Genomic DNA, 16603 nt, shown 5'->3' on the forward strand with positions numbered 1-16603 from the left:
CCTGCAGCGTTTTTTTTTTGCGGAAAATTTGGCAAGAGAGTTTTCCAGGTCTGCCACCACTCCAAAGTAAATTAACTGTTTGGCTATATTCAAAATAAAGAACTTTAGCCGATATAATTACCATAAACAACATGAAAATCAAATAAAGGATGTTAGCCAAACATGTTTTTTAGTCCCGAGTCAGACAACATTGTTATTTTACAGGGAGAATATTCACTGCCAATTGTATTTCTTTCGGTGGTAATAGCCTTCCTTGCTTCCTTTTCTGCCCTTTCAATGAACGAAAGAATCAGCAAGAATGGGTTTTTTGGCCGGAATTTTTGGCTGACCCTTGCTTCCATTGCGATGGGCCTGGGAATTTGGGCGATGCATTTCATCGGGATGAGTGCTTTTAGACTACCGGTATCGATGCAGTATAACGTTTCCGAGACGATATTATCCGTTTTTCCTGCTGTCATGTCCTCATACCTGGCTTTTTATATTTCCAATCGAATCAATTTAACTCGCTTGCCCAAAATACTCGCTGGCATGATCATGGGTATCGGAATTGCTTCGATGCATAATATCGGGATGTCGGCAATGGAGATGGATATTGAGTTTTCTTATCGGCCTTTCATTTTTGTTCTGTCCGTTCTGATTGCCATCATTGTTTCTTATGTTGCTCTGTACATATTTACCAGCATGCAAAAATTTATGGGGAACTTTTATATCAAGTTGATTACGTCCTTACTGATGGGGATCGCTATATCAAGTATGCATTATACAGGCATGGAGGCTGTTGTTTTTTATACAGATGGAACCGTACTTCCAGTAACTCAACCTGGACATCATATGAATTTGCGCATGCTAATTATTGCTGTGACGATTGGAATAGGAGTGATTTTAGGTTTTTCTGGATTATCCAGCCTGCTTGACCGGTATGTCGATTTCCGCTTAAATCATTTCGATGCCTTGACAGGATTGCCGAATAGACGACAATTCGAAAAAGTGCTCAATGCCTCTTCACCAGCCAGCATGGCGGTGATCCATTTACATGGACTGGAAAAGTGGAATAGCCGATATGGTTACGAATACGGTGATGAAGTCATTAAGGCAGTTAGTGAGATTCTTGTCAGCCTAAAACCGTCATTCGGTGTGATTTATAGAATAGAAGGGAATCGCTTTGCCATATTATCAGAGGATGGACGAGATTATGAAAAACTGAAAACCTCTCTGGAAAGAATCACCGTGATTTTGAAAAAGCCGTTAGTCATCAAGGAAAAGAAATTAGGCATTAATATGGTTTGTGCAGTAGCTTGCTCAGAGGAGAATGAACAATCTGATTTATTTTCTAATACGATGGCAGTGCTACAGCAGTCTAACATTGCTTACAATCATGAAGTAATTGAATATGATCCGAAGATCCATACTTTTGCATTTGAACGGAATCTCATTCATGATATCGACAGGGCAATGGAAGAGGATGAACTTTATGTTCTCTATCAGCCAAAAGTATGTTCAAACACGAAAATGATCTTTGGTGTTGAAGCATTGCTGCGTTGGAAGCATCCTGTGCACGGTATTATTTCTCCTGGTATTTTTATCCCGGTTCTTGAAGAAAACGGCAAGATGCATGAGGTAACGGATTGGCTCATCAACCATGTGTGCAGACAGATTATGTTTTGGATGAATGGAGGAAACGAAGCTTTCAAAGTAGCAATTAATATTCCAGGTTCCTATTTTACATCGCCACAATTGATGGAAACGTTGAAACAATGTATTGCGAAATATGAAATCGAAAGCAAGTATCTTGAGCTTGAAATTACAGAGACAAGCGTAATCGATCAGATCGAAAATGCAATCAGGGCAGTAAGTGTTTTTAAAGAATTTGGTTTTACTGTTGCTCTCGATGATTTCGGAACGGGTGTATCTTCTTTATCGTACTTAAAGCGGCTGCCGATTTCTACGTTGAAAATTGATAAGTCCTTTGTTGATGATGTTCCACAATCAGAGAAGGATTCAGCAATTATGAAAGCAATCATTAGTCTGGGACATTCGTTGAAACTAAAAGTGGTGATTGAGGGAGTGGAAACAGAAGACCAGATGAACTTCCTGTCCCAAAATTTTGATAATCCAATTATTCAGGGTTATTACTATTCAAAGCCGCTTCATGCTGTTGAGGTAGTTGATTGGGTCAATACTCTGGAGACACAATCAGGTGCAGTCTCTTAAAATATTCTATGAATTTGTTAATTTTTTCAAAATATAATTGGTGTGTATCTTCATTTTAGTTTTTTAGGAGGAAAGTGAATGAATATATCTATTTCACAAATCAAAAAGAAAGCTCTTGCAACATTAAAAGGAAAGTGGGGCATTGGTGTAGCACTTACATTTATAGTCTTTTTGATTACGACTATAGTGCCGACGATTGTAGAAGTGCCTTTAAGTGGTGGATTTTCTGAGTGGTTTAATCAAACCGAAACTCCATTGATTGCTGACATGGTTAATCTTCTAATCTCATTTTTGTTCATCCCGATGACAGTTGCCAGCTACTGGTTCTACCTTGTTATTGCCAGATGGAATGACCCGAAAATCTCCGATATCTTTGCGGTGTATAAAGAATGGGAGCTATCCCTAAAAGTTATTGGAACATCTATCCTTGTTGGAATCTTCACGATCCTATGGTCACTACTACTGATTATACCAGGGATTATTAAGGGGATTTCCTACTCACAAGTGTTTTTCATTTTAAGGGATAACCCACAGCTTTCCGCACTCGAAGCAATCACAGAAAGTAAAATCAGGATGAAGGGCTATAAGTGGAAATACTTCCTGATGAATCTTAGTTTTATAGGGTGGGTCTTCATTGCCATCTTTACTTTAGGGATTGGTTTCTTATGGCTGACTCCGTATATCAGTACAGCCAATGCTACCTTTTATAATGAATTGATCGCGCCGCAAGACCATGAAGAGGCTAATCCTGCTGACTTGGAAAGCTAATGTATTAAAGTCCCAGCTAAATGTTGCTGGGCTTTTTTATTCTCATCGAGATCTAATTGCTCCATTTCCTCGGCAGGCAGGACGATCCGGCATGCTCTATGAGGATCGTGCCAATCCATAACAAATGAAAAAATAAAGGATAATTGTGGAAAAAGTCGAATAATATTAGTTCATGAATTTAAGAAATGAGGGGAAATATGGGTATAGACAGATCTACGCTATTTTTGATCGATCAGAAAGAAGGGTTCAGTCCAACTTTCGGTCATCTGGTGTCAATGATGAATTACGCACGTTCCACAACCGTGGAAGCAGTGGAGGGACTCACAATTGAGGAACTTGATTTCCTAGTCCATGATGAAGCGAACTCAATTGGTATGTTGCTTGGACATATGGCTGCTGTGGAACGGATCTATCAAATTATTACCTTTGAGAGAAGGTATCCAACTGTGGAAGAGGAAGAAGCCCTGGCAGCGGGTCTTGAACTTGGTGAAAAAGGAAAGGCAGCATTCAAAGGGTTTCCTCTGGAACATTACCTTGCCGATCTCCAGGCTGTACGGGAAGATACGTATCGTAAATTCCGGACACTTTCTGATCAATGGTTGTTTGAGCAGACGAACTGGTGGTGGAACGAGCGGGGAAACAATTATTTTAAATGGTTCCATGTCCTGGAGGATGAATTGAACCATCGAGGACAAATCAGGATGATTAAGAAGATTCACAGCAAGGAAAAAGAACAATTAGCGAAATAGAGTAACCGTTAGAATCCGTGGAAAATTCACGGATTCTCGCAATTTATTCATGTGCAGCTATTTTTCTACAAATTTTTAAAAATATTGAAACCAAACAACATGACAATCGTATTACATATTAAGAAATAAATGGAATAAGGGAGGGTGCTTGTATCGATTTTAGTAAGGGGTGAGTAAAAATGGAGCTGTTTGGCATGCCATTAGAAACGATTTATCTTTATGGATTGGTGATTTCAGGTGCGGTCACGATTATTTATTTGTTTTTCGGTGACGTACTGGAAGGAATTACGGAAGCTATCCCTTTTGTGAATCCAACCTTGATTTTTTCTTTTGTGACAATTTTTTCAGCCGGAGGATATTTAGGAGAAGCTCTTACGGAACTCCACAGTGTGCTGATCGCTGGTACTTCAGCCATTATTGCTCTTATTCTTGTAACTTTGTTGAATGTGTTTGTCCTGATTCCATTATCCAATGCGGAAGAATCACTTGTTTATAAGGAAAGTGATTTGCGAGGGAGAATCGGAACCGTCATTACGGGTATCCCCGTTGACGGGTATGGGGAGGTCATTATTGAGAATATTAGCGGACGTATCTCAAAACCTGCAGCTAGTTTTACAAAATCTGAAATTCCATATGGTAAAAAAGTACTGGTCATTGATGTAGAGAATGGAGTACTGCAAGTTAAGTTATATGAAGAGACTTATATTTAGGGGGAAAAGGTATGGATCTTATGTTTATTGTTATTGGTTTTGTTGTCTTCCTTGTTATCGCTATGATAGCCGTTTTCATCACCAAATATAAAACGGCTGGACCAGATGAAGCTTTGATTGTTACCGGCAGCTTTCTTGGCAGCCGCAATGTTCATACGGATGAGTCGAGCAACAGGATAAAAATTATTCGTGGAGGCGGCACGTTCATCTTCCCGGTATTCCAACAATCCCGCCCACTCAGCCTGCTCTCAAGCAAGCTTGAAGTCACTACACCTGAAGTATACACAGAACAGGGTGTTCCAGTCATGGCAGATGGAACGGCGATTATTAAAATCGGAGGATCCATCAGTGAAATTGCCACTGCTGCTGAGCAATTCCTAGGAAAATCAAAAGAAGATCGCGAGAATGAAGCGAAGGAAGTATTAGAAGGGCATCTTCGTTCGATTTTAGGATCGATGACTGTAGAAGAAATCTATAAGAACCGTGATAAGTTCTCGCAGGAAGTCCAGCGTGTGGCATCACAGGATCTTGCAAAAATGGGACTTGTCATAGTGTCATTCACAATCAAGGATGTCCGTGATAAAAATGGGTACCTCGATTCCCTTGGTAAGCCTCGTATTGCCCAGGTAAAACGTGATGCGGATATCGCTACAGCTGACGCGGAAAAAGAAACACGCATCAAGAAAGCTGAAGCAGATAAAGAAGCGAAGAAGGCTGAATTTGAACGCGCGACTGAAATCGCCGAAGCAGAAAAAATCAATGGTTTGAAAGTTGCTGAGTACCGCCGCGAGCAGGATAGTGCCAAGGCGAGAGCTGACCAGGCTTATGATTTGGAAATGGCACGTACACAGCAAGAGGTTACCGAACAGGAAATGCAGGTCAAAATCATCGAGCGTCAAAAGCAAATTGAACTTGAAGAGAAAGAAATTCTGCGCCGCGAACGCCAATACGATTCTGAAGTCAAGAAAAAGGCCGACGCTGACCGCTATGCTGTCGAGCAATCCGCAGCTGCTGATAAAGCCAAGCAAATTGCTGAAGCAGATGCAAATAAATATCGTATTGAAGCAATGGCTAAGGCTGAAGCAGAAAAAGTTCGTATGGATGGTCTTGCGAAAGCGGAAGCAGAAAAGGCAAAAGGTGAAACCGAAGCGGAAATTATCCGCCTAAAAGGTGTTGCCGAAGCAGAAGCAAAGGAAAAGATCGCCGAAGCGTTCGAACAATTCGGCCAGGCCGCAATCCTCGATATGATCTTGAAAATGCTTCCTGAATATGCGAAGCAAGTTGCAGCGCCACTTGGAAACATCGATAAGATTACCGTTGTCGACACAGGCGGCAGTGACGCCAATGGCGGAGCAAACAAAGTAACCGGCTATGCGACTAATTTAATGGCGACACTTCAAGAGTCCCTAAAAGCTTCATCAGGAATCGATGTAAAAGACCTAATCGAGAATTTCTCAGGCAAAGCAAATGTAAGACACAGTATCGATGCATTGGCAGACGAAATTCGCGAGAATAAGACTGAAAACAGAGTTGAAGCTGCTTTAAAGCAGGAAGAATAGAAGGGAAAACCCGTCTGGGGCTTTGGCTCCAGGCGGTTTTTTGCATTTACATTCAGGGTGCAACATTATATGGATTTAAGATTGAGACTGCGTCTGATTTAGGATAATGTCTATAACTTAATATTTAACGATTGATATGGCGTGAAATCTTCAAGTAAACGTGAATCATTGAATCGAATCTAGATAGGCAATAGAAAAAGTTAACAAAATATTCACAAAAATTATATGCGATTTGGATTAGAATAAGCTTAAAGAAAGGAAGTGGACTATGTTACTAAAAAAAAGAACTGAATCAGAGGAATTAGTAGGACTGCGCTACCTGAACACACGAATGGAGTTAGCCGCTAAGGATAAATTTCATCTTTCGAATTTGGAAAAGGGGTATAGAGGGGAGATTAAATTTGACCGGTTGACTGAAAACCTCTCTGAGGAAAGGTATATAATAGATGACCTCTTGCTCCAGGTGAATAATTCATATTTCCAAATTGATAAGGTAATAATCTCTGGGGGAATCATACATCTATTGGATGTGAAATATCACGAAGGTGATTATTTCCTGGAATCAGACAAATTGTACTCCGTAAAGAGCAGCCGAGAGTTCAAAAATCCAGTCATACAATTAAAGAGAAGCGAGACGCTCTTTCGCCAACTGCTTCAAAACCTCAAATTAAATTACCTCGTCCAGGCTGCAGTCGTTTTTAACAATCCTGAATTCACCCTTTACCAAGCCCCGATGGATCAGCCAATCATTTTACCAACCCAAATCAATCGCTTTTTAAAAGAACTTAACGAAACACCATCTAAGATGGACGAGAAGCATAAACTACTCGCCCAAAAACTGCTTTCCTTGCACCACGTTAAAAATCCATTTACCACTTTGCCTGCATATAATTATGACCAATTGGATAAAGGTATGCATTGCAGGGTTTGTGGTTCATTTAATACGTCTATAAAAATACGGCATTTAGTCTGTGGTAAGTGCGGAAGTTCTGAACCTGTAGAACAAGCAATCGTACAGCAAGTAGAAGAATTCAAGCTATTGTTTCCAGAAAGAAAGATAACGACACAAAGCATATATGAATGGTGCAACATAGAAATAAATAAAAGACGAATAACCAGAGTATTAAAGAAGTTTTACACAGCAAAAGGAACCACGTCGGATACTTATTACGAATGATATATGGTCTGAAGAAGGTGCAGGTTCGGACAAAGTAGGAGCGTCTCAGCGGTGATTTGTCTGAAGAAGGTGCAGGTTCGGACAAAACAGGAGCGCATCGCTGGTAATTTGTCTGAAGTAGGTACAAGTTCGGACAAAGCAGGAGCGTCTCGGCGGTGATTTGTCTGAAGAAGGTGCAGGTTCGGACAAAACAGGAGAGTCACACCGGTGATTTGTCTGAAGTGGGTACAGGTTCGGACAAAACAGGAGGGCCTTACCGGAAATTTGTCTGCAGAAGGTACAGCTTCGGACAAAACAGTTGAGTCGCACCGGTGATTTGTCTGAAGTAGGTACAAGTTCAGACAAAACAGGAGCGTCACGGCGGTGATTTGTCTGAAGAAGGTACAGCTTCGGACAAAGTAGGAGCGTCTAGGCGGTGATTTGTCTGAAGTGGGTACAGGTTCGGACAAAACAGGAGCGCATCGCTGGTAATTTGTCTGAAGTAGGTACAAGTTCGGACAAAACAGGAGCGCATCGCTGGTAATTTGTCTGAAGTAGGTGCAGGTTCGGACAAAACAGGAGCGTCTCGGCGGTGATTTGTCTGAAGTGGGTGCGGGTTCGGACAAAACAGGAGCGTCTCAGCGGTGATTTGTCTGAAGAAGGTGCAGGTTCGGACAAAACAGGAGAGTCGCACCGGTGATTTGTCTGAAGTAGGTACAGGTTCGGACAAAGTAGGAGCGTCTAGGCGGTGATTTGTCTGAAGTGGGTACAGGTTCGGACAAAACAGGAGCGCATCGCTGGTAATTTGTCTGAAGTAGGTACAAGTTCGGACAAAACAGGAGCGCATCGCTGGTAATTTGTCTGAAGTAGGTACAAGTTCGGACAAAGCAGGAGCGTCTCGGCGGTGATTTGTCTGAAGAAGGTACAGGTTCGGACAAAACAGGAGCGCATCGCTGGTAATTTGTCTGAAGTAGGTACAAGTTCGGACAAAACAGGAGCGCATCGCTGGTAATTTGTCTGAAGTAGGTGCAGGTTCGGACAAAACAGGAGCGTCTAGGCGGTGATTTGTCTGAAGTGCGTACAGGTTCGGACAAAGTAGGAGCGTCTAGGCGGTGATTTGTCTGAAGTAGGTACAGGTTCGGACAAAACAGGAGAGTCACACCGGTGATTTGTCTGAAGTGGGTACAGGTTCGGACAAAGTAGGAGCGCATCGCTGGTAATTTGTCTGAAGTAGGTACAAGTTCGGACAATACAGGAGCGTCTAGGCGGTAATTTGTCTGAAGTAGGTACAGGTTCGGACAAAGTAGGAGCGTCGCACCGGTGATTTGTCTGAAGTAGGTACAGGTTCGGACAAAACAGGAGAGTCGCACCGGTGATTTGTCTGAAGTGGGTACAAGTTCGGACAAAACAGGAGCGTCTCGGCGGTGATTTGTCTGAAGTGGGTACAGGTTCGGACAAAACAGGAGAGTCGCACCGGTGATTTGTCTGAAGTAGATACAGGTTCGGACAAAGTAGGAGCACATGGCTGGTAATTTGTCTGAAGAAGGTAGAGATTCGGATAAAACCTGGAAGGGAAGCAACGATTTTATCCGAAGCGAATCCGCGTCTTACCCCTTCGGCAAAATCAATTAATACAAGAGAAATAAAAAACGCCTGAGCTCACTAGCAAAGCTCAGGCGAAAACTAAACTATTCTTTTAACTCAGGCTTCAGCCAACCCTCGAAATAACCTTTTGCCTGTGGATGGCCTGCTTTTTCAAAAAGTTCGATTACATCGTGTCCAGATGCATTTTTATTTGTGTACTCGTTGATATATGTCTTCAAAGCTTTGTTTACTTTTCCTGCCTTGACTAAGTAGTCCAACTCAGCATACATATTGTAACCGTGAATACCCATCAGGACTGTGTAATCATTTATATTTTTAAAATCGCTTAAAGGGCTGCTTAAATATTGGCCTTCTTTTTGAATTCTTGCAATCTCGTCCTGCTGCTTTAATTGCTCTTCTGCAGTTTGACTAATCGTGTAGCCTTTTTCACCCATATAAGTCTTCAAGGAATAGCTCACGAGACTTTCATTTACCCATGGTTCTTTATATCCCTGGCTTCCGACCATGCCTGACAGCCACTGTCGAATCACGCCATCTGCCATACTAAGAGAACCAAAGTCATTTTCTGAAAAGTTATATCCTGGCGAAAAAATCATTCCCTGGTAAGCCATTTGTGGGTTTCCTTCCGCGGTTCGGATTATATCCAGTTCTTTATAAGGTAATGTTGAACTGTAAAACTCCTCAAAATAATCGATCGATTGGCCTGCAGCCATTGCATTTCTGTTTGCGATCTCTTGCTTGTCAGTGGAAGGGCGATACCATACATTCACAAGAGTTTCGTTACGAGACATGAATCTTTCTGTTTGATAATATTGTTTATCCAATAGAACGACAGAAAAATCACGGACATTATCGACCTTAGCAGTATACTTCTGGCTTTCACCTTCGTTTACAATGATAGCATTAACTTCTTCTGCATTCGAAAGAATCTCGTATTTGCTAGCAGAGTTTATTGTCACATCATAGACAGCTGTTTCACTATAAAAAGGGTGGCCGATTGGTGAATAGGGATCCAGGTTCCAGCCGTTTTTATCATACACAGCCTGTTTTGGCAGGAAGTTTCCGAGCCATACTGCTGCATAATCATAGCTTGAGTTACTGTAATTCACTGGGAGCTGGAAAGTGAATTGAAGGTCAAACTCGGCAGTTGCCTTGTCTTTCCACTGATCCATTTGAATTTCTAAAATAGTGCCTTCAACTTTAAAATCAGCTTCCTGGTTATTCACTTTGATGTTTTCAATATCGATCCAGCCAGGTGTAGGTGATGGCCCTCGAATGAATTCCCAATCCGGGCCATCAATTGGTTCCTTAAACTGGTTAGGGTACAGGTGAAAATAAATTTTATCCTGGGCGGCACCGGTAGTATTCGAGGTGGAGACATGTAGTGTGCCCTGCAATGTTGCCTCAGCATCCTGATAGGTCAGGTCAGCTTTATATATGACAGGAACATGCTCCTTATTGGTAAAGCTGTAACTAAATAAGTCTTTTGGTTCGTTTGAAGCACCAACACTAGTTTCCTCTTTCTTGGCTTCATCGTTTCCGAAAAACTCAGCATACGAGAATACACCGGCCCATAATACGAATGAGACCGTCAATAATGTAGTAAATACGAGCTTAGGATATTCTGAGATATATTCGGCAACCCTTAACGCACTCTTATCAATAATCCTGTAAACCTTATAACGGCTCAAATACCCTCGGAAATCCCTGAGTTTTTCGCGAATAAAGTCACTAATATATATCTTCTTTTTATTCTCTGCCTCAGGCTGCTCTTGCACGCCAACTATTACAAAATTTCTTGAGAGGCTGGTATTTTCTTTAGCTGCAGACGTTATAGCCATTTGTTTAACCGGCACAACTCCGGCGATATGGTCCTCGACCCCTTTTTTCATCCAATTCACGATGATGGCTATAAAAGCAATGATCAGAATTGGACTGTAGGCCATCCATGGGGCTCTTCTGATCAGCCAGAAGTTTTGGCCGGCCATTCCCGCTAATTCGTTGGTGATTGTTCTGTATATCAGCCGTGGTGTATCAGTCAAAGGCGTGGGGTGCGGGCCGCCTAAATACAATGAAAAAATCCCAAGGAACGTTAACAGCTGTAAGATTGATAGGATTTGCTGTGTAGTCAATAACAGCAAATGAGATTTGATATTGGGCCATACATGCTTTTTTAAGGTGTGAAACTTGCTGGCACCCATCAGTATTGAGCTTAAAACATAAGGTTGTTTTTCTATTTCTTCCATCATATCAAGGATGTAATAATAGACGCCCGGAAGACCGACCAGCAGCATAATAATCAATTGATATTCCAATATGACCATTGCTGAAATCCCGGTCGGTATAGATGCGATAGGAAGCATCAAGATTATCGCGACAAGCAATTGAGGAATATATCTGAATGGCCAAAAGAACGCACTGAAATACCGTTTAAAGCTCGGATACAATAATTTCGTTATAAGCGCCAGTATTGTACCAACCAACAGTCGGGCAAGTGTGATTCCCAATATAGCGCCGAGAGTATACTTAACTCCAACGAGCACTAGATTAACCATGCTTCTTGCACCCAAATCCGTCCCAAGTGGAAAGATTAGCGAAGGAGGAGCAGGCGGAGCCGCGACAAAGTTTCCTTCATCATCGAAAATCAGTGGCTCATTGCTTTCGGGCATAAGCTCTGTGTTCCAGCTGATCAGGAACAATGCAATAAGGATTGTCGAACCAATCAGGATATTCCGATGCTTAAGGTTATTAATGTAAGATATTAATTCCACAAACTTCTTGAAGGCAGCTTTCAAGAATACAAGCAACCCTCTTTTTACTTTTTGTGGATTTAGATTTTTTGTCTCCCTGATAAGAAACATTAGACCTGTTTTGAAAAAAGACGCAATCAAAACGATAGCAGATAAGAAAATAGCCCTGATTCTTCTCATATATCCATCCCCCGGACGCTTCCGAACTTTTTACCGATCAACGAAACGAATCTCTCTACAAGAATGATAGGAAGCATAAAAACTCCTACATAAAAGAAAATATTCATTGGAGAAGTACTTTGAATCTGCAGTAGTTTATTAAGTTCCTGGATGTACCCGTCAAGGACAAACATGTGTTCAACGAGCACCAGGTTTGTCAAAACCATAAAGATGATGGTCTTAAAATGGATAGAGACAACCGGTACGATATTGCGGGTTAAATGGGAGAAAAGCAGCTGCATCTTCGATAACCCTTTTGCCTGTCCTAAGAGAATGTAATGTTTTTCAAACTCCTCCTCCATTACTTTTATTAGGTATTGGGCAAAAAACAGTGATGGCAACAGGGAATTAATGATCATTGGAAAAATTAGTGGTTCCTGTCCGGCTAAACCATACATGGTAACCAGGCGGATTTGAAATTCCCTGTAAAGAGTAAACAAAAACATCTGTATCATGAAAATAATCAGCAGATCAGGTATGCCCTCGAGGAAGTTAAGGATATTTTTCACCCTGGACCGTTGTTTGTATGGGAAATTCATAAATAAATAAGCGATTAAACCTCCGATTAAAAAAGAAAACAACAGACTTACAAAAATAACTTCAAGCGAGTATGTATACCGGTCAATAACTGTTTCCGTGTTCCAGCTGTCGAAAAATTGCCAGCTGGCAGGCTTGAAAAATTGCATGACAGTATCTGCGAGTACTTTTAAAAAGGAAAACAGATTTATACCTAGGTGTTCACTAGCAGAATCCCGAAATGCGAAAAGCCGGGGAAATGCCACAAAAAATAAAAGACCCGTGATGGAGGTCAAAAGTAAAAATAGGTAATGTATAAATTTTTTCATATTCTCTCCTTTGGAAAAATTTTCTTTAAGTTTTGACGTAGTTAAGTTATGAAAGGTTGCAAGATTTTAGAAATATTTTTTAATAATTTTGTGATAATTGAAAAAATAATGTAATATGAATTATAATAAACCGACTGGATAGTTTATTTTGACTCTTTCATGAATTACGAAGCTATTCGGTAGTCATTTTACGATCATGGCCTGCTAAGCTTTATTAATTGTATTAAACCAAACGTTAACGAAAAAGGGGGAAGTGGCATGGAACAAAAGGTAATGAACCAAACAATCATGTCTGCGCTCGAAAAGTTCAATGAATTAGATGAAAAGATTTCGCATTTTAATAGTATTTTAGGTTTGTTGAGCTGGGACCAAAAAGTTATCTCACCGAAAAAAGGACGCTCTATATTTGCGAATGCAAATGGGACACTTAGAACAGAAGCGTTCAAGTTGACTGTTTCAGGGGAAATGGGGGAGGCACTCAACACGCTCTCCACACCAGAAGCAGAGGAGTACCTTGATGAGGCGGTAAAGGCTAAAATCCGTGAACGCCTTAAATTTTATAACCGCTCAAAGAGTATTCCAGCTGCAATGATTAAAGATTTCTCTGTGCTTACATCAAGGGCAAATGATGCATGGGAAGAGGCAAGAGAGAATAATGATTTTGAAAAATACCTTCCTTTTCTTGAGAAAATCATAGAATTCAAGAAGAAAGCTGTTGAAATTTACGGTTATGAAAACCATCCATATGATGCGCTCCTTGACGAATTTGAGCCTGGCCTGACTGTGGAAAAGCTTGACCCAATGTTTGTTAAATTAAGAGAATCAAGCGCTGATTTACTTAGAAGAATTCAAGAGTCTTCATCCAAGCCGTCAGTGGAGGTATTTGAACAACCATATGCAATAGAGAAACAAAAAGAGTTCAATCGTTATATCTTGCCGCTGATCGGCTTCGATATGGAAGCAGGTAGGCTGGATGAAACCGTCCATCCATTTGCGCAACCTGTCAATACCCTTGATGTGAGGATTACGACCAGGTATCTAGAAAATAATGTCCGCTCCGCTATTTTTGGTACAATTCATGAGGCTGGGCATGGAATTTACGAACAAAATATCAATCCGCAATTCCAGGATACAGTCCTTCAGGAAGGTGCTTCCTTTGGAATACATGAATCTCAGTCGCGTTTCCTTGAAAACATGGTAGGACGCAGTGAGGAATTCTGGAAGTACTTCTATCCGAAACTGCAGGAACATTTCCCAGAACAACTTGGGAAAGTGGCATTGGATGATTTTTATCGAGCCACGAATGCTGTCCAGCCATCTTTCATCCGAGTTGAGGCTGATGAGCTAACGTATAATCTTCATATCATGGTTCGCTATGAAATTGAAAAGGCATTGATTGCCGGGGAAATAGAGGCAAAGGATCTGCCAGAAATATGGAAAGCAAAAATGAATGACTATCTTGGCATTACACCATCAACTGACAGTGAAGGGGGTGCTCCAGGATATCCACTGGTCGTTCGGAGGACTTGGCTACTTCCCGTCATATTCGCTTGGAAATCTGTATGCGGCCCAAATCCTGAACAAAATCAAGAAAGATTTGCCTGATTTCTATGAGAGTATCGAACAGGGGGATTTTTCAGTGATTCAAGACTGGCTAAAGGAAAACATCCATCAATATGGCATGCTTTACACACCTAATGAACTGATTGTAAAAGCCACCGGTGAAGAATTGAATGCGGATTATCTAGTTCAATATCTGGAAGAAAAGTATAGCAAAATATACAAATTATAATTTTGCGACGAAAATGAGGTAATTCAAATGACGCCAATTGTTTCAGAGGAATATAAGGAAAAGAAGCGTCAGGAAATACTACAGAGCGCTCATGTTTGTTTTGCCGAGAAGGGTTTTGAAGCCTCGACTGTTGATGATATTGTCGCTCGTTCTGGCCTGAGCAAAGGGGCAATCTATAACTACTTCAAAAGTAAGGACGATATCTATCTTGCCTTGATGGAAGGCCAGACAAATAACTCGGGAAATAAATTTGCAAAAGCGATAGCTGAGCGAAAGACAGCGCTGGATAAGCTCAACTACTTGATTGAAGCCTACCTGGATAACGATCCGAATGATGAAGCGAACAAGGGTTATGCGATTGTCCATTATGAGTTCAGATTGTACTCAACACGGGATCCGGAGTTAAAGGAAGTGTTGACTGAACGATATAAAGATTTCTTTGTTTCATTGTTGATAGGAATCATTAAAGAAGGGCAGACATCAGGTGAATTCAACAAAGAGCTAGATCCCGTGACATACGCGGATATTTTTTGGGCGATGGTCAATGGAGCTACATTGCAGGCAACTATACTTGAGAATTATCAATATAAACTTATATTAAAAGAAATGCAGAATCTGTTCTTGGAAAAATTAAGACTATAAATGATTAAAACCAGTGAGGTGGGTCCTCACTGGTTTTAATTTTATTTCGGCAGGTCCGTGCTGAATGTAATGAACTTGACGAAAACAGCTACATTACTTCAGCACTAGCGCATCTTGTGTATATAGTGATTTTTCCTTTAGTAGTTTCTTCAGTTTCTGCTTGTTTTTTCTCCCGGACAGAATGTAAAGGAAGTCTCCAGCCATGATGACTGTATTCCCGGTTGGTGCAATCAGTTTGCCATTGCGGATAATCGCATTTACCAGTGTCCCTTCTGGAAATGGGATTTCCATCAAGGTTTTTCCGACAATTGCACTATCGCTTTCCATTTCATATTCAATCATCTCAGCATCAGCTTTTCCGAGTGAAATCAACTCAAGCGACTGCATCGGAATCGTTTTCTTAGGACCATTCAATCCAAGCTTGTTGGCGAGCATTGGTATGGTAGCTCCCTGAATCAGTGCGCTCGTCAGTACGACGAAGAAGACAACATTGAAAATCTGATGGCTGCCCTCAATACCTGCAAGTAAAGGGAAGGTGGCGAGGATAATAGGGACTGCGCCCTTCAATCCCGCCCATGAAAGGAATACTCGCTCCTTTTGGGAATACTGCATGTTGAACGTTGAGATGAACACCGCTATGGGTCTCGCTACCAAAATCAGAATCAATGAGACCAGAAGCCCTTGAATTAAAATGGCAGGAGTAAAAAGCTCTGATGGAAATACAAGGAGTCCAAGGATGACAAACATAAGAATTTGCATCATCCATGCGAAACCCTCTGAAAAACGGAAAATAGAATGGCGGTAGGCGATTTCCGCATTACCGATCAGAATGGCTGCAATATATACAGCCAAAAGCCCGCTGCCGTTTAGGAATGCTGTGATGCCATAAGTCAGCAATGCAAAAGCGGTTGCAAATACAGGATACAGTCCACTGGAATCCAGATTGATGGAATTCAAAGCTTTTACAGCTATCTTTCCAAATATGATCCCCAGTACCAACCCCACCCCCATTTGCAAAAAGAAATCACCAACCAAGGTCAGGATCCGTGTATCTGGGATGGTAATCAGTTCAATCATTGCGACTGTTAAAAACACGGCCATCGGATCATTCGATCCCGATTCAGCTTCAAGGGTGGATCCAAGTTTTGGGGATATATTATGGTCTTTCAGGACTGCGAACACCGCTGCGGCGTCAGTTGAACCAACTATTGCACCGAATAAAATGGATTCAAGCCAGTCGAGGCCAAGGATCATTTTAGCAGCAGCCGCTATAATCCCCGAGGTTATTAAAACCCCAATAGTCGCCAATGATAAAGAAGGGACGATCACCGGCCTGACATCCTTCCAATTTGTCTGCAGGCCGCCTTCAAACAAAATGATGATCAGCGCAATTACCCCTATCTTTTGTGTCAATGATGCATTGTCAAAATAGACGATACCCAGGACATCACTGCCCATGACCATTCCGACCAATATAAAAAGGATAAGGGAGGGAACGCCTAATCTAGTTGAAAATCTCGTAGTCAAAACCCCGACAATTAATAAAAAAGCTAAAAGCATGATGAATGAGTCCGTACTAATAATATGTTCAGGCAAT

The 16603-nt window shown here is 41.4% G+C and carries 12 protein-coding genes; 9 read left to right on the top strand and 3 right to left on the bottom strand.

What is annotated here, in order from left to right; translation table 11 throughout:
• The first annotated feature begins 162 nt into the window (after positions 1–162).
• The 6 genes from AC0VX7_RS07370 to AC0VX7_RS07395 all read left to right on the top strand — a co-directional run bounded on the left by AC0VX7_RS07370 (position 163) and on the right by AC0VX7_RS07395 (position 7174).
• Positions 163–2211, top strand: coding sequence for a bifunctional diguanylate cyclase/phosphodiesterase (locus AC0VX7_RS07370; RefSeq protein WP_475427296.1), 2049 nt, complete (start codon positions 163–165; stop codon positions 2209–2211).
• A gap of 78 nt (positions 2212–2289) precedes the next feature.
• Positions 2290–2979: a DUF975 family protein gene (locus AC0VX7_RS07375; protein ID WP_475427297.1), complete on the top strand. Its 690-nt coding sequence runs from the start codon at positions 2290–2292 to the stop codon at positions 2977–2979.
• A gap of 197 nt (positions 2980–3176) precedes the next feature.
• Positions 3177–3728: a DinB family protein gene (locus tag AC0VX7_RS07380; protein WP_475427298.1), complete on the top strand. Its 552-nt coding sequence runs from the start codon at positions 3177–3179 to the stop codon at positions 3726–3728.
• A gap of 179 nt (positions 3729–3907) precedes the next feature.
• Complete coding sequence (locus tag AC0VX7_RS07385) at positions 3908–4438, top strand: NfeD family membrane protein (RefSeq protein WP_475427299.1); 531 nt, start codon at positions 3908–3910, stop codon at positions 4436–4438.
• Positions 4439–4449: 11 nt separating this feature from the next.
• Entirely contained in the window at positions 4450–5997 is a 1548-nt protein-coding gene (locus AC0VX7_RS07390) for a flotillin family protein (protein WP_475427300.1), read from the top strand.
• 268 nt (positions 5998–6265) lie between these two features.
• On the top strand, positions 6266–7174 hold the full coding sequence (locus tag AC0VX7_RS07395) for a nuclease-related domain-containing protein (RefSeq protein WP_475427301.1): 909 nt from the start codon (positions 6266–6268) through the stop codon (positions 7172–7174).
• Positions 7175–8841: 1667 nt separating this feature from the next.
• On the opposite strand, the gene AC0VX7_RS07400 is transcribed toward AC0VX7_RS07395, so the two are convergent.
• Together AC0VX7_RS07400 and AC0VX7_RS07405 are read right to left on the bottom strand one after the other, a co-directional pair.
• On the bottom strand, positions 8842–11688 hold the full coding sequence (locus AC0VX7_RS07400) for an ABC transporter permease subunit (RefSeq protein WP_475427302.1): 2847 nt from the start codon (positions 11686–11688) through the stop codon (positions 8842–8844).
• A complete protein-coding gene (locus AC0VX7_RS07405; RefSeq protein ID WP_475427303.1) occupies positions 11685–12572 on the bottom strand; it encodes an ABC transporter permease subunit in 888 nt (295 codons plus the stop codon). Before AC0VX7_RS07405 ends, AC0VX7_RS07400 begins: the two co-directional genes overlap by 4 nt.
• 258 nt (positions 12573–12830) lie before the next feature.
• On the opposite strand from AC0VX7_RS07405, the gene AC0VX7_RS07410 reads away from it, so the two are divergent.
• Genes AC0VX7_RS07410 through AC0VX7_RS07420 form a run of 3 tightly spaced genes read left to right on the top strand, consistent with a single transcriptional unit; the run spans position 12831 to position 15006 of the window.
• Positions 12831–14177: a carboxypeptidase M32 gene (locus tag AC0VX7_RS07410; RefSeq protein ID WP_475427304.1), complete on the top strand. Its 1347-nt coding sequence runs from the start codon at positions 12831–12833 to the stop codon at positions 14175–14177.
• Positions 14065–14364: a hypothetical protein gene (locus tag AC0VX7_RS07415; RefSeq protein ID WP_475427305.1), complete on the top strand. Its 300-nt coding sequence runs from the start codon at positions 14065–14067 to the stop codon at positions 14362–14364. The genes AC0VX7_RS07410 and AC0VX7_RS07415 overlap by 113 nt, the downstream gene beginning before the upstream one ends.
• Before the next feature lie 27 nt (positions 14365–14391).
• Positions 14392–15006: a TetR/AcrR family transcriptional regulator gene (locus tag AC0VX7_RS07420; RefSeq protein WP_475427306.1), complete on the top strand. Its 615-nt coding sequence runs from the start codon at positions 14392–14394 to the stop codon at positions 15004–15006.
• A gap of 93 nt (positions 15007–15099) precedes the next feature.
• Here the strand turns inward: AC0VX7_RS07420 and AC0VX7_RS07425 are convergent, their stop codons facing one another.
• Entirely contained in the window at positions 15100–16602 is a 1503-nt protein-coding gene (locus AC0VX7_RS07425) for a potassium/proton antiporter (protein WP_475427307.1), read from the bottom strand.
• Position 16603: the final 1 nt, after the last annotated feature.

This window comes from Mesobacillus sp. QJM3NY_10, from assembly GCF_056173465.1.

What these genes read in the sequence shown, in the direction of transcription:
- AC0VX7_RS07370 (WP_475427296.1), top strand. Translation starts at nt 163, where the DNA reads ATGTTTTTTAGTCCCGAGTCAGACAACATTGTTATTTTACAGGGAGAA.
- AC0VX7_RS07375 (WP_475427297.1), top strand. Translation starts at nt 2,290, where the DNA reads ATGAATATATCTATTTCACAAATCAAAAAGAAAGCTCTTGCAACATTA.
- AC0VX7_RS07380 (WP_475427298.1), top strand. Translation starts at nt 3,177, where the DNA reads ATGGGTATAGACAGATCTACGCTATTTTTGATCGATCAGAAAGAAGGG.
- AC0VX7_RS07385 (WP_475427299.1), top strand. Translation starts at nt 3,908, where the DNA reads ATGGAGCTGTTTGGCATGCCATTAGAAACGATTTATCTTTATGGATTG.
- AC0VX7_RS07390 (WP_475427300.1), top strand. Translation starts at nt 4,450, where the DNA reads ATGGATCTTATGTTTATTGTTATTGGTTTTGTTGTCTTCCTTGTTATC.
- AC0VX7_RS07395 (WP_475427301.1), top strand. Translation starts at nt 6,266, where the DNA reads ATGTTACTAAAAAAAAGAACTGAATCAGAGGAATTAGTAGGACTGCGC.
- AC0VX7_RS07400 (WP_475427302.1), bottom strand. Translation starts at nt 11,688, where the DNA reads ATGAGAAGAATCAGGGCTATTTTCTTATCTGCTATCGTTTTGATTGCG.
- AC0VX7_RS07405 (WP_475427303.1), bottom strand. Translation starts at nt 12,572, where the DNA reads ATGAAAAAATTTATACATTACCTATTTTTACTTTTGACCTCCATCACG.
- AC0VX7_RS07410 (WP_475427304.1), top strand. Translation starts at nt 12,831, where the DNA reads ATGGAACAAAAGGTAATGAACCAAACAATCATGTCTGCGCTCGAAAAG.
- AC0VX7_RS07420 (WP_475427306.1), top strand. Translation starts at nt 14,392, where the DNA reads ATGACGCCAATTGTTTCAGAGGAATATAAGGAAAAGAAGCGTCAGGAA.